Annotated in this window: 21 protein-coding genes; 15 read left to right on the top strand and 6 right to left on the bottom strand. The window is 63.9% G+C overall.

Annotated features, from left to right (window positions below):
• Window positions 1-98: 98 nt before the first annotated feature.
• The 3 genes from AC5QPF_RS05470 (at window position 99) to AC5QPF_RS05460 (ending at window position 2,887) form a co-directional block, all read left to right on the top strand.
• Window positions 99-1,049 carry an ornithine cyclodeaminase family protein gene (locus AC5QPF_RS05470; protein ID WP_494962349.1) on the top strand — a complete coding sequence of 317 codons (951 nt, stop codon included), beginning with the start codon at window positions 99-101 and terminating at the stop codon, window positions 1,047-1,049.
• 15 nt (window positions 1,050-1,064) lie between these two features.
• Window positions 1,065-2,195, top strand: a complete 1,131-nt coding sequence (locus AC5QPF_RS05465; RefSeq protein ID WP_494962348.1) for an FAD-dependent oxidoreductase — start codon at window positions 1,065-1,067, stop codon at window positions 2,193-2,195.
• 71 nt (window positions 2,196-2,266) lie between these two features.
• On the top strand, window positions 2,267-2,887 hold the full coding sequence (locus tag AC5QPF_RS05460) for a PAS domain-containing protein (RefSeq protein ID WP_494962347.1): 621 nt from the start codon (window positions 2,267-2,269) through the stop codon (window positions 2,885-2,887).
• A 74-nt stretch (window positions 2,888-2,961) separates the two neighbouring features.
• Here AC5QPF_RS05460 and AC5QPF_RS05455 read toward each other — a convergent pair whose 3' ends face one another.
• The 6 genes from AC5QPF_RS05455 to AC5QPF_RS05430 form a co-directional block, all read right to left on the bottom strand.
• On the bottom strand, window positions 2,962-3,741 hold the full coding sequence (locus tag AC5QPF_RS05455; protein WP_494962346.1) for a lysine/arginine/ornithine ABC transporter substrate-binding protein: 780 nt from the start codon (window positions 3,739-3,741) through the stop codon (window positions 2,962-2,964).
• A 141-nt stretch (window positions 3,742-3,882) separates the two neighbouring features.
• Window positions 3,883-4,329, bottom strand: coding sequence for a molybdopterin synthase catalytic subunit MoaE (moaE, locus tag AC5QPF_RS05450; RefSeq protein WP_494962345.1), 447 nt, complete (start codon window positions 4,327-4,329; stop codon window positions 3,883-3,885).
• A 1-nt stretch (window position 4,330) separates the two neighbouring features.
• Complete coding sequence (locus tag AC5QPF_RS05445) at window positions 4,331-4,576, bottom strand: MoaD/ThiS family protein (RefSeq protein ID WP_494962344.1); 246 nt, start codon at window positions 4,574-4,576, stop codon at window positions 4,331-4,333.
• A complete protein-coding gene (moaC, locus tag AC5QPF_RS05440; protein WP_494962343.1) occupies window positions 4,573-5,046 on the bottom strand; it encodes a cyclic pyranopterin monophosphate synthase MoaC in 474 nt (157 codons plus the stop codon). The genes AC5QPF_RS05445 and moaC overlap by 4 nt, the downstream gene beginning before the upstream one ends.
• 99 nt (window positions 5,047-5,145) lie before the next feature.
• Entirely contained in the window at window positions 5,146-6,540 is a 1,395-nt protein-coding gene (locus AC5QPF_RS05435) for a PhoH family protein (protein WP_494962342.1), read from the bottom strand.
• Window positions 6,541-6,846: 306 nt separating this feature from the next.
• Window positions 6,847-7,974: a polysaccharide deacetylase family protein gene (locus AC5QPF_RS05430; RefSeq protein ID WP_494962341.1), complete on the bottom strand. Its 1,128-nt coding sequence runs from the start codon at window positions 7,972-7,974 to the stop codon at window positions 6,847-6,849.
• 122 nt (window positions 7,975-8,096) lie between these two features.
• Here AC5QPF_RS05430 and yaaA point away from each other — a divergent pair, with 122 nt between their 5' ends.
• The 12 genes from yaaA to AC5QPF_RS05370 all read left to right on the top strand — a co-directional run bounded on the left by yaaA (window position 8,097) and on the right by AC5QPF_RS05370 (window position 24,283).
• The gene (gene yaaA, locus AC5QPF_RS05425) at window positions 8,097-8,876 is read left to right on the top strand and encodes a peroxide stress protein YaaA (protein ID WP_494962340.1); all 780 of its coding nucleotides are present in this window, start codon (window positions 8,097-8,099) and stop codon (window positions 8,874-8,876) included.
• A gap of 828 nt (window positions 8,877-9,704) precedes the next feature.
• The gene (locus AC5QPF_RS05420; protein ID WP_494962339.1) at window positions 9,705-11,021 is read left to right on the top strand and encodes a nucleotide sugar dehydrogenase; all 1,317 of its coding nucleotides are present in this window, start codon (window positions 9,705-9,707) and stop codon (window positions 11,019-11,021) included.
• A 70-nt stretch (window positions 11,022-11,091) separates the two neighbouring features.
• A complete protein-coding gene (gene alg8 / locus AC5QPF_RS05415) occupies window positions 11,092-12,573 on the top strand; it encodes a mannuronan synthase (RefSeq protein ID WP_494962338.1) in 1,482 nt (493 codons plus the stop codon).
• Window positions 12,574-12,612: 39 nt separating this feature from the next.
• Window positions 12,613-13,779: a PilZ domain-containing protein gene (locus AC5QPF_RS05410; protein WP_494962337.1), complete on the top strand. Its 1,167-nt coding sequence runs from the start codon at window positions 12,613-12,615 to the stop codon at window positions 13,777-13,779.
• A 103-nt stretch (window positions 13,780-13,882) separates the two neighbouring features.
• Window positions 13,883-15,283 (top strand): alginate biosynthesis TPR repeat lipoprotein AlgK, encoded by a 1,401-nt coding sequence (gene algK, locus AC5QPF_RS05405; RefSeq protein WP_494962336.1) that lies wholly within the window; start codon window positions 13,883-13,885, stop codon window positions 15,281-15,283.
• Window positions 15,280-16,764: an alginate export family protein gene (locus tag AC5QPF_RS05400; protein ID WP_494962335.1), complete on the top strand. Its 1,485-nt coding sequence runs from the start codon at window positions 15,280-15,282 to the stop codon at window positions 16,762-16,764. Before algK ends, AC5QPF_RS05400 begins: the two co-directional genes overlap by 4 nt.
• 18 nt (window positions 16,765-16,782) lie before the next feature.
• Window positions 16,783-18,345, top strand: a complete 1,563-nt coding sequence (gene algG / locus AC5QPF_RS05395) for a mannuronan 5-epimerase AlgG (RefSeq protein WP_494962334.1) — start codon at window positions 16,783-16,785, stop codon at window positions 18,343-18,345.
• A 13-nt stretch (window positions 18,346-18,358) separates the two neighbouring features.
• Complete coding sequence (locus tag AC5QPF_RS05390) at window positions 18,359-19,786, top strand: alginate O-acetyltransferase AlgX-related protein (protein WP_494962333.1); 1,428 nt, start codon at window positions 18,359-18,361, stop codon at window positions 19,784-19,786.
• A gap of 7 nt (window positions 19,787-19,793) precedes the next feature.
• Window positions 19,794-20,885, top strand: coding sequence for a mannuronate-specific alginate lyase (locus AC5QPF_RS05385; protein WP_494962332.1), 1,092 nt, complete (start codon window positions 19,794-19,796; stop codon window positions 20,883-20,885).
• 101 nt (window positions 20,886-20,986) lie between these two features.
• Window positions 20,987-22,444, top strand: coding sequence for an MBOAT family O-acyltransferase (locus tag AC5QPF_RS05380; RefSeq protein ID WP_494962331.1), 1,458 nt, complete (start codon window positions 20,987-20,989; stop codon window positions 22,442-22,444).
• Window positions 22,445-22,455: 11 nt separating this feature from the next.
• Window positions 22,456-23,613 carry an alginate O-acetyltransferase AlgX-related protein gene (locus AC5QPF_RS05375; RefSeq protein ID WP_494962330.1) on the top strand — a complete coding sequence of 386 codons (1,158 nt, stop codon included), beginning with the start codon at window positions 22,456-22,458 and terminating at the stop codon, window positions 23,611-23,613.
• Window positions 23,614-23,626: 13 nt separating this feature from the next.
• A complete protein-coding gene (locus tag AC5QPF_RS05370) occupies window positions 23,627-24,283 on the top strand; it encodes an alginate O-acetyltransferase AlgF (RefSeq protein WP_494962329.1) in 657 nt (218 codons plus the stop codon).
• Window positions 24,284-24,289 lie beyond the last annotated feature (6 nt).

Below are 24,289 nucleotides of genomic sequence, written 5' to 3'. Positions count from 1 at the left end.
TTTGCGGCCCCCACATTTTTCAGGCTCCGGGATAGAAAACACTTAAACTAAAAGTCCATAATGGAAAAATTAGTTTAAACCCAACCCGGAGCATCCCGATGTCCGCCCCCCTCGTTCTCGATCAGCAGCAAGCCCGTCAACTGCTCGCCCAGGTGGATGTCCCCCGGGTGTTGCGCGACCTGTTCCGCGACCTCGCCGCCGGCCAGGCGGTGCAGCCGCCGCAGCAACTGGTGGAATTCCCCGCCGGCCAGGGTGACTTCATCAACTACGGCGGTGTCCTCGCCGAAGACCGTGTCTACGGCCTGAAGACCTCGCCCTATATCGTTCGCGAGCAAGGCGCTCTGGTCACCGCCTGGACTCTGCTGATGTCTATGGACAGCGGCCAGCCTCTGCTGCTTTGCGATGCCAGCGAGCTGACTACTGCACGCACTGCGGCCACCACCGCAGTAGCCGTTGACGCCATGGCGCCAGGTGACGCACGGCGGCTGAGCATCATCGGTAGCGGCCCGATCGCCCGCGCCCACCTGCACTACGTCCGCGACCTGCGCGACTGGCAGGACATCCGCCTGTACTCCCCGAGCCTCCAAGGCAAGAGTGCCAGCGAGCGCGACGCTCTCGTCGCCCTCGACCCACGCCTGAGCCTGCACGAAGACCTCGACGCCGCCGTGCAGGACGCCGACGTGATCCTGCTCTGCACCTCCTCGGCCAAACCGGTTCTCGACCCGGCCAGCCTGAGCAAACCGGCGCTGATCACCTCCATCAGCACCAACGCGGTGCGCGCCCACGAAGTACCGCCCGCCAGCCTGGCGGCGATGGACGTCTACTGCGACTACCGCCGCACCACGCCGGGCAGCGCCGGAGAAATGCGCCTGGCCGTCGAACAGCACGGCTGGAACCCGGAGACCATCGTCGGCGACCTGCCGGAGCTGGTCAGCGGGCATGCCGCCCGCCCGGAATACAAGCGCCACGCGTTCTTCCGCTCCATCGGCCTGGGGCTGGAAGACATCGCCCTGGCCAATGCCCTGTATCACCTGCAACGCGGCCACTGACTCGTGGAGATCGCCATGCAACAGGCTGACTACCTCATCATCGGTGCCGGTATCGCCGGCGCCTCCACCGGCTACTGGCTGGCGCCGCACGGCAAGGTCGTGCTGCTGGAGCGGGAAACCCTGCCCGGCTATCACTCCACCGGACGCTCCGCTGCGCTGTACACCGCAGCCTATGGCACCCCGCAGGTGCGCGCGCTGACCCTGGCCAGCCGCACCTTCTTCGACCAGCCGCCGGTCGGCTTCGCCGAGCATCCGTTGCTGATGCCCCGCGGTGAGATGACCGTGGACTTCGAAGGCGACGCCGAAGAACTCCAGCGCCAATACGACAGCGCCCGCGCCTGCGTGCCGGACATGCAACTGCTCAGCGCCGACGAAGCCTGCGCGCGCCTGCCGGTGCTGCGCCGCGAAAAGGTCCACGGCGCGCTGTACGACCCGAGCGCCAGCGATATCGACACCGACGCCCTGCACCAGGGCTACCTGCGCGGCATCCGTCGCCAGCAAGGCGAGATCCATGGCGACTGCGAAGTGCTCGGATTGCAGCGGGATGCCGAAGGCCAGTGGCTGGTCGAGACCAGTCGTGGCCAGTTCCGCGCCCCGGTGCTGATCAATGCTGCCGGTGCCTGGGCCGACCAGATCGGCCAGCTGGCCGGTGCCGCGCCGCTGGGCCTGCAACCCAAGCGCCGCGCTGCATTCATCTTCGAGGGGCCGGCGCAGATCGACAGCCATGGCTGGCCGATGCTGGTGAGCCTCGACGAGTCGTTCTACATGAAGCCCGACGCCGGCATGCTCCTCGGCTCGCCGTGCAACGCCGACCCGGTCGAACCCCACGACGTGCAGCCGGAAGAGCTGGATATCGCCACCGGCATCTACCTGATCGAGGAAGCCACCACCCTGAGCATCCGCCGGCCGTTCCGTACCTGGGCCGGACTGCGCAGCTTCGTTGCCGACGGCGATCTGGTGGCTGGTTTCGATCCGCAAGTGCAAGGCCTGTTCTGGGTGGCCGCGCAAGGCGGCTATGGCATCCAGACCTCCCCGGCAATGGGCCAGGCCAGCGCCGCTCTGGTGCGTGGCGAGCCTCTGCCCGAGACACTGGCTGCCTTCGGCCTGAGCGCTGCGCAACTGTCCCCCGCACGCCTGGACGGGTGACGCCCCCGCGCGTTTGCGGCACACTCCCAGCGCCCTTGCTCCAAGGGCGCCGACCCCTTCGCGGAGCCCGAATGTCCACCACCGATCCTTTCCTGCAGAACTACCGGGCGATCGCCGACGCCATCGCCACCCTGTTCTTCCCCCACGCCGAAGTGGTGCTGCACGACCTGCGCACGCAGAAGATCGACTACATCGCCAACAACCTGTCCAAGCGTGAAGTGGGAGACGATGCGGCGCTGGAAGACATGTTCGAGGAAGGCACCGACGAAACCAATATCGGCCCCTACGAGAAACTCAACTGGGACGGGCAGAAGATCCGCTCGCTGAGCACCGTACTGCGCGACCCGGCCGGGCAGCCGCTGGCGGTGCTGTGCATCAACCTGAACATTTCCCTGTTCGAGAACGTCAAGGCAGCGCTGGACCTGTTCCTCTCGCCGAGCAAGCTGATTCCGCAGCCGGACGCACTGTTCCGCGACGACTGGCAGGAGCGTATCAACACCTTCCTCAATAGTTGGCTGCGACAACGCCAGCTCAGCCTCAACCTGCTAAACCGCGACCACAAGCGCGAGCTGGTCCTGGCCCTGCATGCCGAGGGCGCGTTCAAGGGCAAGAGTGCGGCCAACTATGTGGCCAATGTGCTGAACATGGGGCGGGCTACGGTTTACAAGCACTTGAAAGAATTGAAGGCCTGATGCCTTTTGGGCTGCTTCGCAGCCCTTCGCGAGCAAGCTCGCGAAGGGCCGCAAAGCGGCCCCAGAACTACAGATCAGTCGCCGTAGATATCGGTCTTGAAATACTTAGCCTGGATCTTCTGATACTCGCCATTGGCACGAATCGCATCGATGGCGGCGTTCAGCTTGGCGACCAGCTCAGTGTTGCCCTTGCGCACCGCGATACCCGCCCCTTCACCCACGTACTTCGGATCCTTCAACTCCGGCCCGACGAAGGCAAAACCCTTGCCCTTCGGCGTGTCGAGGAAGCCCAACTGCAGCGGGATGGTATCGGCAAACACGCCGTCCAGTCGCCCGGCCACCAGGTCCATGAAGATCTCTTCGTTGGTAGTGTACGGCACCACGATCACGCCTTTGGGCTCCAGCACCGCGCGCACGTAGCGGTCGGTGGTGGTGGCGCGCTGCACGCCGATGCGCTTGCCCTTCAGGGCTTCGTACTGATCGTCGACCTGGGCGCCTTCCTTCATCGCCAGGCGGGCTCCGGTGAAGTAGTACTTGTGGGAGAAGTCCACGGAGTTCTTGCGCTCTTCGGTGATGGTGATCGAAGACAGCGCGGCGTCGATCTTCTTCACCTTCAGCGACGGGATCAGGCCGTCGTATTCCTGCTCGGTCCATTTGCACTCGACCTTCATCTCGGCGCACAGGGCGTTGCCGATGTCGTAGTCGAAACCGGCGATACCACCGTCCGGAGTCTTGTAGGCAAACGGTGGGTAAGCGGCCTCGATGCCGATGCGCAGAGGTTTGTCTGCCGCGAACAGCGGGCTGCTGGCCAGCAGGCCCAGGGCCAGACCGGCAATCAGGTGGGACTTCTTCATGATGGGGTCTTTCTCGCTCGTTGTTGTTTGGGGTGGTGACAAAGCAGAGGAAAGGGACTTGAGGCCTGTATTTGTACTTATGAGTCCATACTGGACTTGATTGTATAAATTTTCAACGAGCAAATCGGAATAGCTGCAAGCTCACCAACGATCAGCCGCGTCGCTGTCGCTCTGCTTGCCGTCCACCCAACGCTCCCCTTCACTGGTCTGTTCCTTCTTCCAGAACGGCGCGCGGGTCTTGAGGTAGTCCATGATGAAGTTGCAGGCATCGAACGCCGCCTGGCGGTGGGCACTGGCAACACCCACGAAAACGATCGGCTCGCCCGGTTCAAGGGCGCCGATCCGGTGCAGCACCTCGACCTTGAGCAACGGCCAGCGCTGCTCGGCCTCGACGACGATCTTGCCCAAGGCTTTCTCGGTCATCCCCGGATAGTGCTCGAGAAACATCCCCGCCACCTCCAGGCCGTCGTTGAAATCGCGGACATAACCGACGAACGCCACCACCGCGCCGACGCCGACGTTGGCCGCATGCATGGCACTGGTTTCCGCCCCCGGATCGAAGGGCGCGCTCTGGACCCGGACGCTCATCTCAACCCCCGGTGACTGGCGGGAAGAATGCGACTTCGTCGCCATCTTCCAGGGCTTCATCGGGCTTGCACAGGTCCTGGTTGCGAGCGCACATCAGGTTCTGCTCGGCCAGTACGGCATAGGACCTGCCCTTTCCGAGCAAGGCCAGGCGCACGTCCTCGATGCGGGTGAAATCACCGTCGAGGACCTCGCCATCGCGGCCCAGCACTTCGCGGTAACGGGCGAAATAGACCACCTTGATCTTCATTGCGCGTCCGCCTGGTAGTGACCGCTCTTGCCGCCGAGTTTCTCCAGCAGGCGCACATGTTCGATGGTCATGCCGCGATCCACGGCCTTGCACATGTCATAGATAGTCAGCGCGGCAACGCTAGCGGCGGTCAGCGCTTCCATTTCCACCCCGGTCTGCCCGGACAGCTTGCAGCGCGCGACGATATGTACGCAGTCGCTGCCTTCGGCGCTCAGCTCGACCTTGACGCTGGTGAGCATCAACGGATGGCACAGTGGAATCAGGTCACTGGTCTTCTTCGCCGCCTGGATGCCGGCGATACGCGCCACGGCGAACACGTCGCCCTTGGGGTGGGCACCGTCGACGATCATGTTCAGCGTCTGCGGGAGCATGCGCACCCGCGCTTCGGCCACGGCTTCGCGGTGGGTCACGGCCTTGTCGGTGACGTCGACCATGGCGGCGCGACCTTGGGAATCGAGATGAGTCAACACGAGGGGAACTCCTGATCGGGATCGGCGATTGTAAACCCGCGAGTCAGGATCTGGCAGCGAAAAAAAGCCGGGCGGCGCATGGCCGCCCGGTACCAGGTGTTACAGATGAGATTCCGCGTATTCGGCGAGAATCGACCGCGGTACCCCTTGCAGGGTGATGTGCACGCCGTTGGGGAAGTCCTTGAAGCGCTCGGTGAGGTAGGTCAGCCCGGAGCTGGTGGCCGACAGGTACGGGGTGTCGATCTGCGCCAGGTTGCCCAGGCAGATCACCTTCGAACCGGCGCCGGCGCGGGTGATGATGGTCTTCATCTGATGCGGGGTGAGGTTCTGGCATTCGTCGATCAGGATCAGGCTCTGCTGGAAGCTGCGCCCGCGGATGTAGTTCAGGGATTTGAACTGCAGCGGCACCCTTTCGAGAATGTATTCGACACTGCCGTGGGTACTCTCGTCGTCCATGTGCAGGGCTTCGAGGTTGTCGGTGATGGCGCCGAGCCAGGGCTCCATCTTCTCCGCTTCAGTGCCGGGGAGGAAGCCGATTTCCTGGTCCAGGCCCTGCACGCTGCGGGTGGCAATGATACGCCGGTAGCGCTTGCTGACCATGGTCTGCTCGATGGCTGCGGCCAGCGCCAGGATGGTCTTGCCGGAACCGGCGGCGCCGGTCAGGTTGACCAGGTGGATGTCCGGGTCGAGCAAGGCGAACAGCGCCAGGCCCTGGTGGATATCCCGCGGTTTCAGGCCCCAGGCTTCCTGGTGCAGCAGCGGTTCCTGGTGCAGGTCGAGCAGCAGCAACTCGCTGTCCTTGATGCCCTTGATCCAGCCAACGAAGCCCTGTTCATCGATGATGAACTCGTTGACGTGCACCGCCGGCAGGTTGTCGATCAGTTGCACCCGATGCCAGGTCCGACCGCGCTCCTGACGGGTCTCGACCTTGGCGACACGGTCCCAGAACGAGCCGTTGACCGAGTGATAGCCCTTGGACAGCAGGCTGACGTCGTCCACCAGCTGGTCAGTGCTGTAGTCCTCTGCCGCGATCCCACAAGCGCGGGCCTTGAGGCGCATGTTGATATCTTTGGTCACCAGCACCACGTCACGGTCCTTGTGCTTGGCGCGCAAGTCCAGGACCTGATTGATGATGATGTTGTCGTTGAGGTGCTCCGGCAGCAGGCGATTGGGTTCTGCGCGCTGGGTCATCAAGATCGACAGGGAGCCCTTCGGACCGCTTTTGCCACGCTGGATGGGCACACCCAGTTCGACATCGGAAGGCGTCGCGTCGCCCAGGGTCTGGTCGATCAGGCGGATGGCCTGGCGACATTCGGCGGCGACTGTATGTTTACCGGTCTTGAGCTTGTCGAGTTCTTCCAGCACCGTCATCGGAATGGCGACGTGGTGTTCTTCGAAGTTGAGCAGGGCGTTGGGGTCGTGAATCAGGACGTTGGTATCCAACACATACAGGATTGGCTGGTTGGAGGAAGAAGTGCGTCCTTGGTCATCCATACTCGGTCACCTTATGTGGGAGCTACACGATGCGCTACTGCCGCACCGCAGAGTGACCGCCGTTCTCCCCGTATCCGCGTCGTTACGGGCGGGAAGCGCACCTGCACAAGGAGTGTCCTAAGACGCCACCTGGCTGCAGGATTCGGCTGTCTGATTCCTACATACCGCAAAAACCATTACCGGAAAAAGCGTTTTCATCCGTAAATGAAGTTTATTTTTCGGTTTGACGAATAACCCTTGGCGGGTGGGGAAAGCACGACTACAGTCATGAGTGGACCCCATTGAAACGTTTCGCCTGCTCCCCGCTTATCGCCCCTCGGCGAAGTCCTTGCACCCTTCCCAACCGATCCCGCTCTGCGCCGTGTTGCTCAGCAACCAGGTCACCACTTCCTGCGCTTTCGGCTGGCCGTCATGCAGCTGGATCAGGCCACGACGCCACAGCAGCATCAGGGTCAGGGTGCGCTGCGCCGACTGCTCGGCGGTGAGCGGGCTGAGGTCCTGGGCGTCGATGTCCCACAGGGTTACGCGCAGGTTCTGGCTGGCGAAGAAGGCCGGGCTGTCGGCACGGCGCTGGCCGTAAGGCGGACGGAACAGCGGCACGTACTGCTCCGGCAGGTCGCTCTGCGCCCGTGCTACGCCGCGGATCACCGAGTCCTCCCAGTCCTGCCATTGCGCATGGGAACGGTACTGCCAGCCCTGAGTGCCGACGCACTGGCCGCGGTAGATATCACGCAGCGCCTGCATCGACTGCTTGTCGCGGCGGGTCTGCAGGTTCTGTCCGAGGACGAAGAACAAGCCTTCCAGCTTCTGCTTGCGCAGGAAGGTAGTCAGGGCCTCGGTGCTGCCCGGCAGCACGCTTGGGCCACCGTCGAAGCTGAGCAGGAAGAGGCGATCATTGAGGCGGTCGCCTGTCATTTCCTGCGGCGAGAAGAACGCCACCTCGCTGGCGGTCTGGGGGAACAGCGCCGCCTTGCGCAGCAACTCGTTGAGGTAGGCGATATGGAACTGCCGGCTTGGTTCGGTCCAGCCGGCATAGAAGGAATCGGCGGCGACGGCGAAGGTGGCGGCCGTGCGGCGCAGGTCGCCCAGGTTTTCCACCGCATAGCAGAACGAAGCATCCTGCTCGCAACTCTGCTGGGCCATGTCGTAGTTGCGCCACAGCGCTCGCCACAGGCGCTCGCGCACTTCACGGACCATCGGCAGGTTGGCCTGGCGCAACTGCAGGCGGGCGGTGAGGGTCGCGTCGTCGAGGGACTCGGTTTCCGCCAGCACCCGGGCAAAGGACAGGATCTCGGCCCGCGAGGCGACATCGAACAGTACCGGCGTGTCGAGGGTTTCCGGCCAGTGGCTGCGGTCGAAAATGGCGATCTGCTGCGGGGCGGCCTGGGCGCCGAAGGCGAGCAAGGCGGTCAGGACAACGAGGACTAGGCGCACGGGTAGAGACTCTTCGGTTGATCCGCCGGCCACTATAGCAGCGCGTCCGTCTATCGCTGCGATAGCTGGAGAACATCCGCCCCGCCCCGTAGAATCCCCCGACGATTCAAGGAGCCGACCTCATGCTGACGGTGATTTCCCCCGCCAAGACCCTCGACTACGACACCCCGCCGGTGACGGCGCGGCACACCCTGCCGCAATACCTGGACGACTCCCAGGAACTGATCCAGCAACTGCGCGAGCTGTCGCCGGCGCAGATCAGCGAGCTGATGCACCTGTCCGACAAGCTGGCTGGCCTGAACGCCGCACGCTTCGGCAGCTGGACCCCGGACTTCACCCCGGCCAATGCCAAGCAGGCCCTGCTGGCGTTCAAGGGCGACGTCTATACCGGGCTGGATGCCGAGAGCCTGAGCGAGGACGACTTCAGCTATGCCCAGGACCACCTGCGCATGCTCTCCGGCCTGTACGGCCTGCTGCGCCCGCTGGACCTGATGCAGCCCTATCGCCTGGAAATGGGCACCAAGCTGGCCAATGCCCGCGGCAAGGACCTGTATGCCTTCTGGGGCACGCGGATCAGCGAATGGCTGAACCAGGCCCTGGCCGAGCAAGGCGACGACCTGCTGCTCAACCTGGCCAGCAACGAGTACTTCAGCGCGGTGAAGCGCAGCGCCCTGAATGCGCGGGTGATCAACACCGAGTTCCGTGACCAGAAGAACGGGCAATACAAGATCATTAGCTTCTACGCCAAGAAGGCCCGGGGCCTGATGAGCCGCTTCGTGATCCAGGAGCGCATCCAGGACCCGGAGAAGCTCAAGCAGTTCGATGTGCAGGGGTACTACTACAGTGCCGAGCTGTCGAAGGTGGATAACCTGGTATTCCTGCGCGATCACCCGATCGATTGATCGCCACGTACTCTTGTGGGAGCGGGTTCACCCGCGATTGCGGTATGAATCCACCACCGCAATCGCGGGTAAACCCGCTCCCACAGTTTTTTGTGCAATCCATCAACTTGCATTTCAGCCCCGATACGCCAATAAACAGGCGCCATAAAATCGGCATCAAGCCGTTATCGCAAAACGCCATAAGACCGTTCGTAGTTTTTTGACGAAAAATCCTGAAAAAATTTCGCGTACTGGCACAAAACCATCTCACCTCAAGTTCGCCCTTTATATATCGGGGTGAAACTCCCGCGTGCTATCAGATTGAAAGCATCCCTATCGGAAAAAATATTAAAAATTCTTTCACCAGCACTTTGCCACCCCCGGAACTTCTCCCCGCCTCCCCCGCTCATACCACCCGTAACGATTTTCAAGCGTCATGTGAGAAATGACTTACATAACCAAACGGTCACAGTGAAAGTTGTCAGGACCCAGTAGAGCACCCGCCCGGAACCCGTCCGGCGCGCCGCTCACGCCCAGGAGAAGACGCACTCAAAATTCGTCCTAGTGGTTGATTTCAAAGGATTTTATCCACTTGAAAAAACAAGCACAGCAGTATTGAAAGTTCGGTACTGCAATAAAGACGGCTAGCGTTTTGGGGCATGCCCCGTTTTATGGCCTTTGCCTGCCTTATATGAGTGCATTGTTTTGCGCGCTCACAATTTACTTATGCCTGCGTTCGAAACCGCGAACTAACGGAGCGGTTTCGTGCGCCCGGAAAACGGCTGGTAATTCAACCCGGTCCGGTTCTGTGAATGGAATCGGCGTAGCTAACGACATGAGGTGAATGCGATGCGTATCAGCATCTTTGGTTTGGGTTATGTGGGTGCAGTCTGTGCCGGTTGCCTGTCTGCCCGGGGCCATGAGGTCATCGGCGTGGATGTGTCGGCGACCAAGATCGACCTGATCAACCAGGGCAAGTCGCCCATCGTCGAACCCGGCCTCGAAGCCCTGCTGCAGCAAGGCATCGCCAACCGCCGCCTGAGCGGCACCACCGACTTCTCCCAGGCCATCCGCGACACCGACGTGTCGATGATCTGCGTCGGCACCCCGAGCAAGAAGAACGGCGACCTCGGCCTCGAATACATCGAGTCGGTGTGCCGCGAAATCGGTTTCGTGCTGCGCGAGAAAGCCAGCCGCCACACCATCGTGGTGCGCAGCACCGTGTTGCCGGGCACCGTGAAGAACGTGGTGATCCCGATCCTCGAAGACTGCTCCGGGAAGAAGGCCGGGGTCGATTTCGGCGTGGCGGTAAACCCCGAGTTCCTGCGCGAAAGCACCGCGATCAAGGACTACGACCAGCCGCCGATGACCGTCATCGGTGAACTGGACAAGGCCAGCGGCGACGTGCTCCAGGCCCTCTACGAAGAACTCGACGCACCGATCATCCGCAAGGACATCGAGGTCGCCGAGATGATCAAGTACACCTGCAACGTCTGGCACGCGACCAAGGTCACCTTCGCCAACGAGATCGGCAACATCGCCAAGGCGGTGGGCGTCGATGGCCGCGAGGTGATGGACGTGGTCTGCCAGGACAAGGCCCTCAACCTGTCGCAGTACTACATGCGCCCGGGCTTCGCCTTCGGCGGCTCGTGCCTGCCCAAGGACGTGCGCGCCCTCACCTATCGAGCCAGCAGCCTCGACGTGAAGGCACCGCTGCTCGACTCGCTGATGCGCAGCAACGAATCCCAGGTGCAGAACGCCTTCGACATCATCGAAAGCCATGACAAGCGCAAGGTCGCCCTGCTCGGCCTGAGCTTCAAGGCCGGTACTGACGATCTGCGCGAAAGCCCGCTGGTGGAACTGGCCGAGCGCCTGATCGGCAAGGGCTACGAGTTGAATATCTACGACCAGAACGTCGAGTACGCCCGCGTCCATGGCGCCAACAAGGACTACATCGAGTCGAAGATCCCCCATGTCTCCTCCCTGCTCAACGCCGATTTCCAGAAGGTCATCGACAACGCCGAGATCATCGTTCTGGGCAACCGCGACGAGCAATTCCGTGCTCTCGCCCAGCAGGCGCCGGCCGGCAAACAGGTCATTGACCTGGTGGGCTTCATGAGCAAGGCCACCTGCCCGGTCAGCCGCACCGAAGGCATCTGCTGGTAAGCAGGCTGCGCGGGGCCGAAAGGTCCCGCGCGCTCCCCCCACCGTCCCGTCACCGATACGGATGCTGAACATGCAAAGCCTCAAGCACGGCCTGCTGCAGGCCGCCGGTTGGCTGTTCTACGTGAGCCTGCTCATGCTGATCGCCCTGGCCCTGCCCAACACCCTGTTCGACCCCGACTCCAAGGACTTCCTGTTCCTGATCGGCGCGGTCGGCATCTGGCGCTACTCCATGGGCGCGACGCACTTCGTGCGCGGCATGCTGTTCCTCTACGTGGTCTATCCGCGGCTGCGGCGCAAGGTGCGCAAACTCGGTGCTGCCGCCGATCCGTCCCACGTTTACCTGATGGTCACCAGTTTCCGCATCGACGCCCTGACCACCGCCCAGGTCTACAGCTCGGTGATCCGCGAGGCGATCGACTGCGGTTACCCGACCACCGTGGTCTGCTCGCTGGTGGAGATGTCCGATGAACTGCTGATCAAGAGCCTGTGGGCCAAGTACAACCCGCCGGAGCACGTCAGCCTGGACTTCGTGCGCATCGCCGGTACCGGCAAGCGCGATGGCCTGGCTTTCGGTTTCCGCGCCATCTCCCGCCACCTGCCGGACGAGAATGCAGTGGTCGCGGTGATCGACGGCGACACCGTGCTCGGCGAAGGCGTGGTACGCAAGACCGTGCCCTGGTTCAAGCTGTTCGGCAATGTCGGCGGCCTGACCACCAACGAATTCTGCGAAGTGCGCGGTGGCTACGTCATGAGCGAATGGCACAAGCTGCGCTTCGCCCAGCGCCACATCAACATGTGCTCCATGGCCCTGTCCAAGCGCGTGCTGACCATGACCGGGCGTATGTCGATGTTCCGCGCCAGCGTGGTCACCAACCCCGAATTCATCGCCGACGTCGAAAGCGACTCGCTATACCACTGGCGCCTCGGCCGCTTCCGTTTTCTCACCGGCGACGACAAGTCCAGCTGGTTCAGTCTGATGCGCCTGGGCTACGACACCTTCTACGTGCCCGACGCCAACATCAACACGGTCGAGCACCCGCCGGAAAAGAGCTTCTTCAAAGCCAGCCGCAAACTCATGTACCGCTGGTACGGCAACAACCTGCGGCAGAACTCTCGCGCCCTCGGGCTGGGCATGCGTCGCCTCGGCCTGTTCACCAGCGTCGTGCTGTTCGACCAGCGCGTGTCGATGTGGACCAGCCTGCTCGGCCTGACCATAGCGATGATCGCCAGCTTCAAGTTCGGCGCCAAGTTTCTCCTCGCCTACCTGCTGTGGATCGGCATCACCCGCCTGATCCTGACGATCATGCTGCTGTGCTCAGGGCACAAGATCGGACCGGCCTACCCGCTGATCCTCTATTACAACCAGATCGTCGGCGCGCTGATGAAGATCTACGTGTTCTTCCGTCTCGACCGCCAGTCCTGGACCCGCCAGCCCACCGCCCTCAAACGCGACCTCGCCAGCTTCCAGCAATGGTTCAACACCTGGTCCTCACGGACCATGACCTTCTCGGCGGCCAGCGTCTTCGTTGCTGTGCTGTTCGTGGTCGTGTGAGTCGCAGCCCCCTACGGATCCAACAGGAAAAACATCACCATGAATACCGCCGTGAACGTCAATGTCGTGCATGAATCCGAGACCCAGCGCCAGCACGCCCGGGTGAAAATCCCCGCCAAACTGCGCTACCTGGGCGAGAACCGCGAGCCCCTGGAAGTGAAGATCGACGATCTCTCCGCCGGCGGCATGAGCTTCCACGCCAAGCAACCGCTGACCATCGGCGAAGTGATTCGCGGGCGCCTGCAGTTCACCGTCGACAACCTCGGCCTGTCGATGGATGTCGAGTTCCTGGTGCGCATGTACAACGCCAACACCGGACGTACCGGCGTCGAGTTCCAGAATCTGGAGCCACGGGATATCGCGACCCTGCGCCACATCATCACCTCGCACCTCTCGGGCGAGCTGATCAGCATCGGTGACGTGCTCAGCACTTTGCAGCGCGACAACTTCACCAAGGCGCGCAAGCAGAAGCATGAAGACGGCGGTCTCAGCCCGCTGGGCCGACTGCGGGCGGTGACCTTCAGCCTCGGTGTGTTCGTGGTCGGCGTGGCGGCCTTCGGCTTCATCGCCAAGTCGGTGTACGGCGTTTACTTCGTCAGCCATGCCGAAGCCGGCGTGGTCAGCGTGCCCACCACCCAGGTCACCATGCCCCGCGACGGCACCGTGCAGGCCCTGGTGGAAAACGGCGCCGACGTGGTCAAGGGCGCGCCGCTGGCTTCGTTCAGCACCAGCATGCTCGACCTGCTCAAGGGGCACCTGGACGACGAACAGCTGGAGCCGGCCAAGGTCGAGGAACTGTTCGGCAAGCAGATGAGCGGCACCCTCACCAGCCCCTGCGACTGCACCGTGGCCCGCCAGCTGGTGGACGACGGCCAGTACGCGGCCAAGGGCGCACCGATCTTCCAGCTGATCCCGCGCACCACCAACCCGACCGTGGACGCACGCTTCACCTATCGCCAGTTCGACGACGTCAAGCCGGGCACCCGGGTGAACTTCCAGGTGGCCGGTGACGACGAGGCCCGCAGCGGGATCATCGTCAGCAGCACCAGCCTGAACAGTGAGGACCTGTCCTCGGACATCCGCGTGCAGATCAAGCCGGATGCGCCGATGCCGGCGGAACTGGTCGGGCGTCCGGCCAGCGTGAATGCCAAGCGTGGGCCGTCGCTGGACTGGCTGATCGACAGCGCCATGGCGCATGGGCTCTGAAGAGGGTTCTGGGATGAACAGTTATTCCATGGTGCACCCAATCGCGGGTAAACCCGCTCCCACAGGGGGGCACGCTAGCCATGTGGGCGCGGGTTTACCGGCGATGAGGCCGGTCCTGTGTGCCCTGGCCCTGGCCATCACCCTGTCCGGCTGCGCCGGCCTCCCCGACCAGCGCCTGGCCAACGAAGCCCTGAAGAACGGCGACACCGCCACCGCCGAGCGCAACTACCGGCAACTCGCCGACCTCGGCTACAGCGATGCCCAGGTTGGCCTCGCCGATATCCAGGTGGAAACCGGCGACCCGGCCAAGCTCAAGCAGGCCGAAGCCACCTACCGCGACGCGGCGAAAACCTCGTCCCGCGCCCAGGGCCGCCTCGGCCGCCTGCTGGCGACCAGACCGGACGCCAGCGAGGAAGAACGCCACGAAGCCGAAGCCCTGCTCAAGCAAGCCTTCGCCGCCGGCGAAAGCAACACCCTGATCCCGCTGGCGATGCTCTACCTGCAATACCCGCAGAGCTTCCCCAAGGTCAACGCGCAGCAGCAGATCGACCAATGGCGCAGCGCCGGCTACCCCGAGGCCGGCCTGGCCCAGGTCCTGCTTTACCGCACCCAGGGCACCTACGACCAGCACATGGCCGAAGTCGAGCGCATCTGCAAGACGGCACTCGCCACCACCGACATCTGCTACGTCGAATTGGCCACCGTCTACCAGAAGCGCGCCCAGCCCGAGCAACAGGCGGCGCTGCTGGAGCAGATGAAAAGCGCGTACCAGCGCGGCCAGATCCCGGCCAGCCGGGTCGACAGCGTGGCCCGCGTGCTCGCCGACCGTAGCCTCGGTCAGACCGATGAAAAGACCGCCCAGGCCCTGCTGGAAGACATCGCTGCGCAAAATCCGGCGTCCTGGGTCAGCCTGGCGCAGCTGCTCTACGACTTCCCCGAACTGGGCGACAGCGACCAGTTGCTCGGCTACATCGACAAAGGTCGCGCCGCCGAGCAACCCCGCGCCGAACTGTTGCTGGGTCGCCTCTACTACGAAGGCAAGATCCTGCCCGCCGATGCGAAGCAGGCCGAGACTCACCTGATCGCCGCCGGCCAGGCCGGCGAGATCAGCGCCCATTACTACCTCGGCCAGCTCTACCGCCGCGGTTACTTGGGCAATGTCGAGCCGCAGAAGGCCGTCGACCACCTGCTGCAGGCCGCCCGAGGTGGTCAGTTGAGCGCCGACTACGCCTTGGCCCAGCTGTTCAGCGAAGGCCACGGCATCCGCCAGGATCCGGTCAACGCCTGGGTCTTCGCCCAGCTGGCGCAGGTCAACCCGAGCGAACAATCCACCGCCCTCGCCGGCGAGCTGGATGCCCAACTCAATCCGCAACAGAAAGCCAGCGCGCAGCGCCTGCTGGAGCAGGAACGCGCCGCCCGTGGCGCCATGGGTCCGGGCCCTGGCGCCCTGGCCCTGCACGCCGTGCAAAGCCCTGAAGAAGAAGTCGAGGACTCGTCGCTATGATGCTCAATCCGTGGATGAAAGCCGGTCTCGGCCTGGGTTTCGCCCTGTTCTGGGCCTGCCCGACCCTGGCCGCCGAAACCGCCGAGAAGAACTTCGGCCTGGAAGTGAAGGCCACCGGCCAGTCCGAGGACGACCGCGACCTCGGCACCCGCGATGGCGGCGATGTCAATGGCCTGGGTCTCGACCTGCGCCCGTGGGTGTTCTTCGAGCGCGGCAACTGGAGCGCCTACGCCATGGGCCAGGCGGTCACCGCCACCGACATCATCGAGACCGACACCACCCGCCAGTCTGCCGACGGCAGCGAAGTACAGGACAGCAACAACAGCGACGACAGCCGCAAGGCCGACAAGAGCTACCTGGCCCTGCGCGAATTCTGGGTCGGCTACAAGGGCCTCACCGCCTACCCCGGCGAGGAGCTGCGCTTCGGCCGCCAGCGCCTGCGCAATGACGACGGCATGTGGCGTGACACCAATATCGAAGCGCTCAACTGGACCTTCGACACCACCCTGCTGAAAGCCAACCTCGGCGTCGCCGAGCGCTTCAGCGAGTACCGCACCGACCTCACCGAACTGGCCGCCGAAGACAAGGACCGCCTGCACGTCTATGGCGACGTCGCCGCGCAGTGGACCCCGGGCCACTGGGTCGGCCTGCGCGCTCACCACAGCCACGACGACGGCAAGCTGAAGAACGCCGGCGAAACCGTGGACGCCCTGGACAAGACCCGCACCGGCGACCTCACCTGGCTCGGCCTCGAAGCCAACAGCGACGCCTACAACTGGCGTAACCAGAACACCCTCAACTACTGGGGCAGCGTCACCTGGCTGACCGGCGACCGCGACACCCTCGGCACCACCACGGTCAATGGCGAGCAGGTCGCCACTGGCAAGCAGAGCGGCGACGTCAACGCATGGGCCACCGACCTCGGCGTGCGCCTGCGCCTGGACCCCAACTGGCAAGTGGGCGCTGCCTATGCCCGTGGCAGCGGCGGCGGTAACGACGGCTCCAGCAACTACGAGCAGACCGGCCTGGAATCCAACCGCTCCAACTGGACCGGAACGCGCTCGCGCGTGCACCGCTTCGGCGAAGCCTTCCGCGGCGAACTGGGCAACCTCCAGGCGGCCACCCTGTTCACCTCCTGGCAACTGCGCGACGACTACGACGCCAGCCTGATCTACCACAAGTTCTGGCGCGTCGACGGCGACCAGAACATCGGCAGCAGCGGGATCAACGCGGTGGTCGACGATGGCGGCATCAACCGTCCGATGGTCCAGGGCGAGAAGGACGTCGGCCAGGAAATGGACCTGGTCGTCACCAAGTACTTCAAGCAGGGCCTGCTGCCGGCGGCGCTGAGCAAATCCATCGACGAACCCTCGGCGCTGGTGCGTTTTCGCGGCGGCGTGTTCAAGCCGGGCGACGCCTACGGCAAAGAGGCCGACTCGTACATGCACCGCGCCTTCATCGACGTGGTCTGGCGCTTCTGATGGGCGGAGAGCACTGACATGAACCTTCACGCAAACCCGCTTCACGCCCTGCTGGCCGGCACCCTGCTGCTGGCCGCCGGCATCGCCCAGGCCAACGGCCAGGCGGCGCCGATGGCCAAGGAGCTGCAGCAGGCCAGGACCTACACCATCAGCAGCCCGCCGGTGGAGCCGCTGCATCTGGATCCGCCGAAGCTGCCGGACCTGTCCGGCTACACCGCCGAGGCCGTGCAGAAGAAGATCGACCGCTCCAGGCCCGGCAAGGTCTCGGTGCGCCGTATGCTCCAGGAGGACACCCTCAAGGAGTTCATCGGCGGCGACAATAAAGGCGCCGAATGGGTGGTGCGCCAGCACGGCATTCCGCAGGCGATCTTCGTCGATGGCGGCCATGTCGACTTCACCCACCTGGCGAAAAAGGTCCCCGAACGCTACCTGCGCGAAACCGCGCCGGGCGTGTACCTGGCCCGCCTGCCGATCGTGGTCGGCCATGGTGCGACCCTGGAAATCGACGGCAAGGTCAAGGAACTGCGTCTGTCCCAGGAAGGCGGTTCGTTCCTGGTCAACGACGGCAAGCTGTTCGTCAGCGACACCCGGGTGATCGGCTGGCGGGAAAAGGACAACGGCCCGGCGAGCTTCCGCAAGCCGGATGAATTCCGCCCGTTCCTGCTGTCCTGGGGCGGCACCGAGACCTACATCGTCAACAGCACCATGGCCAGCTTCGGCTACGCCAAGAGCAAGTCCTACGGCGTCAGCATCTCCCAGTACACGCCGAACATGGCCAAGCAGATGGGCCGTGCCGAACCCACCGGCTGGATCATCGGCTCGACCTTCAGCGACATGTGGTACGGCTTCTACTGCTACGAGACCAGCGACTTCGTGGTCAAGGACAACACCTACCACGACAACATCGTCTACGGCATCGACCCCCATGACCGTTCGCACCGCCTGGTGATCGCCGGCAACACCGTCTACGGGACCAAGAAGAAGCACGGGATCATCATTTCCCGCGAGGTCAACGACAGCTGGATCATCCACAACAAGAGCTACGACAACAAACTCTCCGGCGTGGTGATCGACCGCAACAGCGTCAACAACCTGATCGCCTACAACGAGATCTACCGCAACCATACCGACGGCATCACCCTGTACGAGAGCGGCGACAACCTGATCTGGGGCAACAAGCTGATCAGCAACCGCCGCCACGGCATCCGCGTGCGCAACAGCGTGAACATCCGCCTCTACGAAAACCTCGCCATGGCCAACGGCCTGGTCGGCGTCTACGGCCACATCAAGGACCTCTCCGACACCGACCGCGACATCGCCCTCGACCCCTTCGACACCAAGGTGTCGCTGATCGTGGTCGGCGGCGAGCTGGCGGCCAATGGCAGCGGACCGCTGTCCATCGACTCGCCGCTGAGCGTCGAGCTGTACCGGGTGTCGATGCTGGCCCCGAGCAAGGCCAGCGGCATCAGCCTTTCCGGCGTGCTGGGCGAGCGCCAGGACGAGATCCTCGACCTGATGGTGCGCCAGCAGAAAGCGGTGTTGATCGACCCGGTCGAACGCCAGACCGACATGATGGACTGAGGAAGCCCGGACCATGACTCCACATCTGACCAAACTGCTTGGCCTGAGCGCCACCCTGCTGGCCCTGGGCAACACCGCCCGCGCCGCTGACGTCCAGGCGCCGGCCTTTCATGCCGAACCCTGCTGCCAGCTGTGCCCCGAGGCCCACGATGCCAGCCGCTACACCACCCGCTACCAGCAGAACTTCACCACCCTGGTGCAGGCCAAGGGCGACTGGCTGTTCCGTACCCGCGAGGACCTGCGCACCGAGTTCGACACCACCCCCGCCGGCTACAAGCGCCTGCAGCAGTTGCACGACGCCTTCAAGGCCCGCGGCATCGAGCTGGTGGTGGTCTACCAGCCGACCCGCGGCCTGGTGAACCGCAACATGCTCAATCCCGAGGACAAGGCGAAGTTCGATTACCAGAAAGCCCTGGGTAACTACCAGACGATGCTCGGGCGCTTCCGCAAGATGGGCTACAACGTCCCCGACCTGTCGCCGCTGACCAACGAACAGTTGGCCGCCGCCGACCAGGGCAAGGACTTCTACTTCCGCGGCGACCAGCACTGGACCCCATACGGCGCCGAGCGCGCAGCGAAGATCGTCGCCGACACCGTGCACGGCATGCCGGCCTTCGAAGGCATCCCGCGCAAGGAGTTCGAAACGAAGAAATCCGGGCGCATGGGCAAGACCGGCACCCTGCACAACGTTGCCGGGCAACTCTGCGGCACCAGCTACGCGGTGCAGTACATGGATCAGTTCGCCACCGAGCCGAAGGGCGAGAGCGGCAGCGACGATCTCTTCGGTGACAGCGGCAATGCGCAGATCACCCTGGTCGGCACCAGCCACAGCGGCAAGAACTACAACTTCGCCGGCTTCCTCGAACAGTACATCGGTGCCGACGTGCTCAACGTCGCCTTCCCCGGCGGCGGCCTGGAAGGCTCGATGATCCAGTACCTGGGCAGCGAGGAATTCAAGAAGAACCCGCCAAGGATCCTGGTCTGGGAATTCTCCCCGCTCTACCCGCTGAACCAGGAAACCATCTGGCGCCAGATGCTCGCCCTGCTCGACAACGGCTGCGAGGGCAAGCCGGCGCAGATGAGCGCCAGCACCGCGCTCAAGCCGGGCAAGAACGAACTGATGGTCAACGGTCGCAACGGCGTGATCAAGGACCTGACCAACCGCAACCACCAGCTCGACGTGCGCTTCGAGGACACCTCGGTGAAGGTCCTGCAGGCCACCCTCTGGTACCTCAACGGGCGTCACGAGGACATCAAGATCGAGAAGCCGACCACTTCCGACACCGACGGCCGCTTCGCCTTCCAGCTGCGCGAGGACGAGGACTGGGCCGGGCAGACCCTGCTCGCCGTCGAACTGCAAGGGCCGGAAAGCGGCAGCCAGAAGGTCCAGGCCACCCTGTGCAAACGCGGCGCCTCGGGCAATGCCCAGGCCGGATTGTGAGGACACCATGAACAGACTCAGCATGCTTGCCAGCGCCGTGCTGCTTGCCCTTTCCGGGCAGGCCATGGCCGCGCTGGTCCCGCCGCCGGGCTACTACGCCGGCATCGAGAAACAGAAGACCGGCGACGGCGACTTCACCTGCGAAGCCGTGCCCAAGCCGTTCACCGGCAGCCTGCAGTTCCGCAGCAAGTACGAGGGCTCGGACAAGGCTCGCGCCACGCTCAACCGTGACTCGGAGCAGGCGTTCCGCGATTCGACCAAGGACATCACCACGTTGGAGCGCGGTGTCACCAAGCTGGTCACCCAGTACATGCGCGATGGCCGTCCGGCGCAACTGGACTGCGCGCTGACCTGGCTCGACACCTGGGCGCGGGCCGATGCGTTGTTGTCGACCGACTTCAACCACACCGGCAAGTCCATGCGCAAATGGGCGCTGGGCAGCCTCAGCGGCTCGTGGCTGCGCCTGAAGTTCTCCAATGCCCGGCCGCTGGCGGCGCACCAGGCCCAGGCCGAGGAAATCGAAAAATGGTTCGGGCGCCTTGCCGACCAGGTGGTCCGCGACTGGAACGACCTGCCGCTGGAGAAGATCAACAACCACAGCTACTGGGCCGCCTGGTCGGTGATGTCGACCGCAGTGGTGACCGACCGGCGCGACCTGTTCGACTGGTCGCTGAAGGAGTACCGCGTGGCCGCCAACCAGGTCGACGAGCAGGGCTTTTTGCCCAACGAACTCAAGCGCAAGCAACGCGCCCTCGCCTACCACAACTACGCCCTGCCGCCGCTGGCGATGATCGCCAGTTTCGCCCAGGTCAATGGCGTCGACCTGCGGGACGAGAACCATGGTGCGCTGAAGCGCCTGGGGGATCGGGTGCTCAGTGGGGCCAGGGATCCGGCGCAGTTCAAGAATCGCAACGGCGAGAAGCAGGACATGGACGACCTCAAGGTCGACAGCAAGTACGCCTGGCTGGAGCCGTGGTGCAGCCTGTACCAGTGCAATGCCGAGGTGCAGCAGCGCCGGCACGGCATGCAGCCGTTTAACAGCTTCCGCCTGGGTGGCGATGTGACGCGGATCTATGACCCGCAGGCGGAACACAAGTAGAGGCGACAACGCGGCATTGATTCATCGATTTCCCCCATCCACATGGCTGGGGGGTTTGGGGGGCGCTGTTGCCCCGTAGCTGACCACCAAGGAGAACCGGGATGGTCTTCTCGTCCAACGTGTTCCTGTTCCTGTTCCTGCCGACCTTCCTCGGCCTGTACTACCTGAGCGGGCAACGCTACCGCAACCTGCTGTTGCTGCTGGCCAGCTACCTGTTCTACGCCTGGTGGCGGGTGGACTTCCTCGCCCTGTTCGCCGGGGTCACCCTGTGGAACTACTGGATCGGCCTGAAAGTCGGCGCCGCCGGCGTGCGCACCAGGCCGGCCCAGCGCTGGCTGCTGCTGGGCGTGGCCGTCGACCTGTGCATCCTCGGCTACTTCAAGTACGCCAACTTCGGCGTCGACAGCATCAACGCAATCATGACCTCCTTCGGTCTCGAACCCTTCATCCTCACCCACGTGCTGCTGCCGATCGGCATCTCGTTCTACATCTTCGAGTCCATCAGCTACATCATCGACGTGTACCGCGGCGACACCCCGGCCACGCGCAACCTGATCGACTTCGCCGCCTTCGTCGCAATCTTCCCGCACCTGATCGCCGGCCCCGTGCTGCGTTTCAAGGACCTGGCCGACCAGTTCAACCACCGCACCCACACCGTCGACAAGTTCGCCGAAGGCTGCACCCGCTTCATGCAGGGCTTCATCAAGAAGGTGTTCATCGCCGACACCCTGGCGGTGGTCGCCGACCACTGCTTCGCCCTGGAAAACCCCACCACGGGCGACGCCTGGCTCGGCGCCCTGGCCTACACCGCGCAGCTGTACTTCGACTTCTCCGGCTACAGCGACATGGCCATCGGCCTGGGCCTGATGATGGGCTTCCGCTTCATGGAGAACTTCAAGCAGCCCTACATCAGCCAGTCGATCACCGAGTTCTGGCGACGCTGGCACATCAGCCTGTCGACCTGGCTGCGCGACTACCTGTACATCACCCTGGGCGGCAACCGCGGCGGCACCTTCGCCACTTACCGCAACCTGTTTCTGACCATGCTCCTGGGCGGCCTGTGGCACGGCGCCAACTTCACCTACATCCTCTGGGGCGCCTGGCACGGCATCTGGCTGGCCATCGAACGGGCGCTGGGCATCGACACCAACCCGCAGCGCTTCAACCCGGTCAAGTGGGCGTTCACCTTCCTGCTGGTAGTGATCGGCTGGGTGATCTTCCGCGCCGAAAACCTGCACGTGGCCGGACGCATGTACGCCGCCATGTTCAGCCTCGGTGACTGGAACCTTTCCGAGCTCAACCGCGCCAGCCTCACCGGCCTGCAGGTCGCCACCCTGATCCTGGCCTACGTCACCCTGGCCTGGTTCGGCCTGCGCGACTTCTACCGCAATGCCAGGCCGACGGCCAAGGCCAGCCCGGTAGTGGTGCACCACGACGGCAGCGTCGGCCTGGACTGGAGCCTGTACGCCACCCGCGTGCTGGTGCTGCTGCTGTTCGTGGCCTCGATCCTCAAGCTCTCGGCGCAGAGCTACTCGCCCTTCCTCTACTTCCAGTTCTGAGCGAGCCGACCATGACCCGATCACTTCGCATCTTCTACTCGCTGCTGTTCCTCGCCCTCCTCACGGCGCTGGGCCTGTGGTCCCTCGGCGGCTTCGCCGGGTTCCAGCGCACGGCACAGATGAGCCTGCTCGATGGCAAGCTGGCCAAGGCCACCGAGACCCACTACGACGAGCACTTCCCGCTCAAGCGCATCGGAACCAACCTGTGGGCGGCGCTGGACTTCAAGCTGTTCAACGAAGGTCGCCCGGGCGTGGTCCTCGGCCGTGAGCAGTGGCTGTTCAGCGACGAGGAATTCAAGCCCGCCGTGCATGCCGAGGCCAGCGAGGCGGAAAACCTCGCCCTGCTTCGTGGCGTGCGCGACACCCTGCGCGAAAAGGGCGTGGAACTGGTATTGGCCATCGTCCCGGCCAAGGCCCGGGTCTATCCCGAGTACATCGGCGAGCAGGCTCCGGCCAGCCTGCACGATGACCTGTACAACGCCTTCCACGCCCAGGCCCGCCAGGCCAACATCTTCGCCCCCGACCTGTTCGGCCCGTTGCAGGCCGCCAAGTCCCGCGGCCAGGTATTCCTGCGTACCGACAGCCACTGGACGCCGATGGGCGCCGAAGTCGCCGCCCGGCAACTGGCCGACGCCGTGGCCCGACAGACCCTGCTCAGCGGCGAGCCACAGACCTTCATCACCGAGAAGACCGGTGAGAAGGAACACAAGGGCGACCTGACCAACTTCCTGCCGCTGGACCCGCTATTCAGCAACCTGATGCCGGCACCGGACCAGCTGCAACAACGCAGAACCCGCCCGGCGCAGGACGCGGGCGAAGGCGACGCTGCGCTGTTCGGCGACAAGCAGATCCCCGTGGCCCTGGTCGGCACCAGCTACAGCGCCAACCCCAACTGGAACTTCCTCGGCGCCCTGCAGCAAGCGCTGCACAGCGATGTCGCCAATTACGCCGAGGACGGCCACGGCCCGATCCTGCCAATGCTCAAGTACCTGCAAAGCGACGAATTCAAGAACAACCCGCCCCAGTTGCTGGTGTGGGAATTCCCCGAGCGTTATCTGCCAATCAAGAACGATCTCAGCGGCTTCGACCCACAGTGGATCGCGCAACTGAAACAACCCCGTACTGCCAATCAAGAGCTGGCCCTGTCGTCCCATCGGACGGAACACTGAAGAGGAAACGCACATGACCTTGCACACTTCCAAGCACCGCATCGCCAAAGCCTGCGCCCTGGCCGCCGGCCTCACCCTCGCCTCGCTGCAGGCCTGGGCCGGTGCCGACGCCGCGCTCTACGGCCCGAGCGCGCCGAAGGGCTCGACCTTCGTGCGCCTGTACAACGCCTCCGGCGCACCGGTCGCCGCCAGCGTCGGCAACACCCCGATCAACCAGGTCGGCGCCCAGTCCAGCAGCGACTTCAGCTTCATGCCCCAAGGCGACTACAGCGCCAAGGTGGGCAGCCAGACCCTGCCGGTGAAGCTCGCCGCCGATCACTACTACACCCTGGTCAACCACGCCGACGGCAAGGCCCAGCTGGTGGAAGAGCCGCCGTTTCGCAACAAGCAGAAATCCCTGGTGCGGGTGCAGAACCTCAGCGACCAGGCCCTGACCCTGAAAACCGCCGATGGCAAGACCGAAGTGGTCAAGCCGGTAGCCGCCAGCGGCCGCGGCGAACGCGAGATCAACCCGGTGAAAGTCAGCCTGGCCCTTTATGAAGGCGACAAGAAAGTCAGCGACGTGAAACCCGTCGCCCTCGAACGCGGTGAAGCGGCAGTGCTCTACGTCACCGGTTCCGGCAGCAACCTTTCGCCAGTCTGGGTCAAGCGCCCAGTGGCGACCCGTTGATCCACC

It is taken from the genome of Pseudomonas sp. Con_6 (assembly GCF_059379395.1).
The sequence above is the reverse complement of the archived record's forward strand: the minus strand, read 5'-3'. Positions and strand labels throughout refer to the sequence as shown.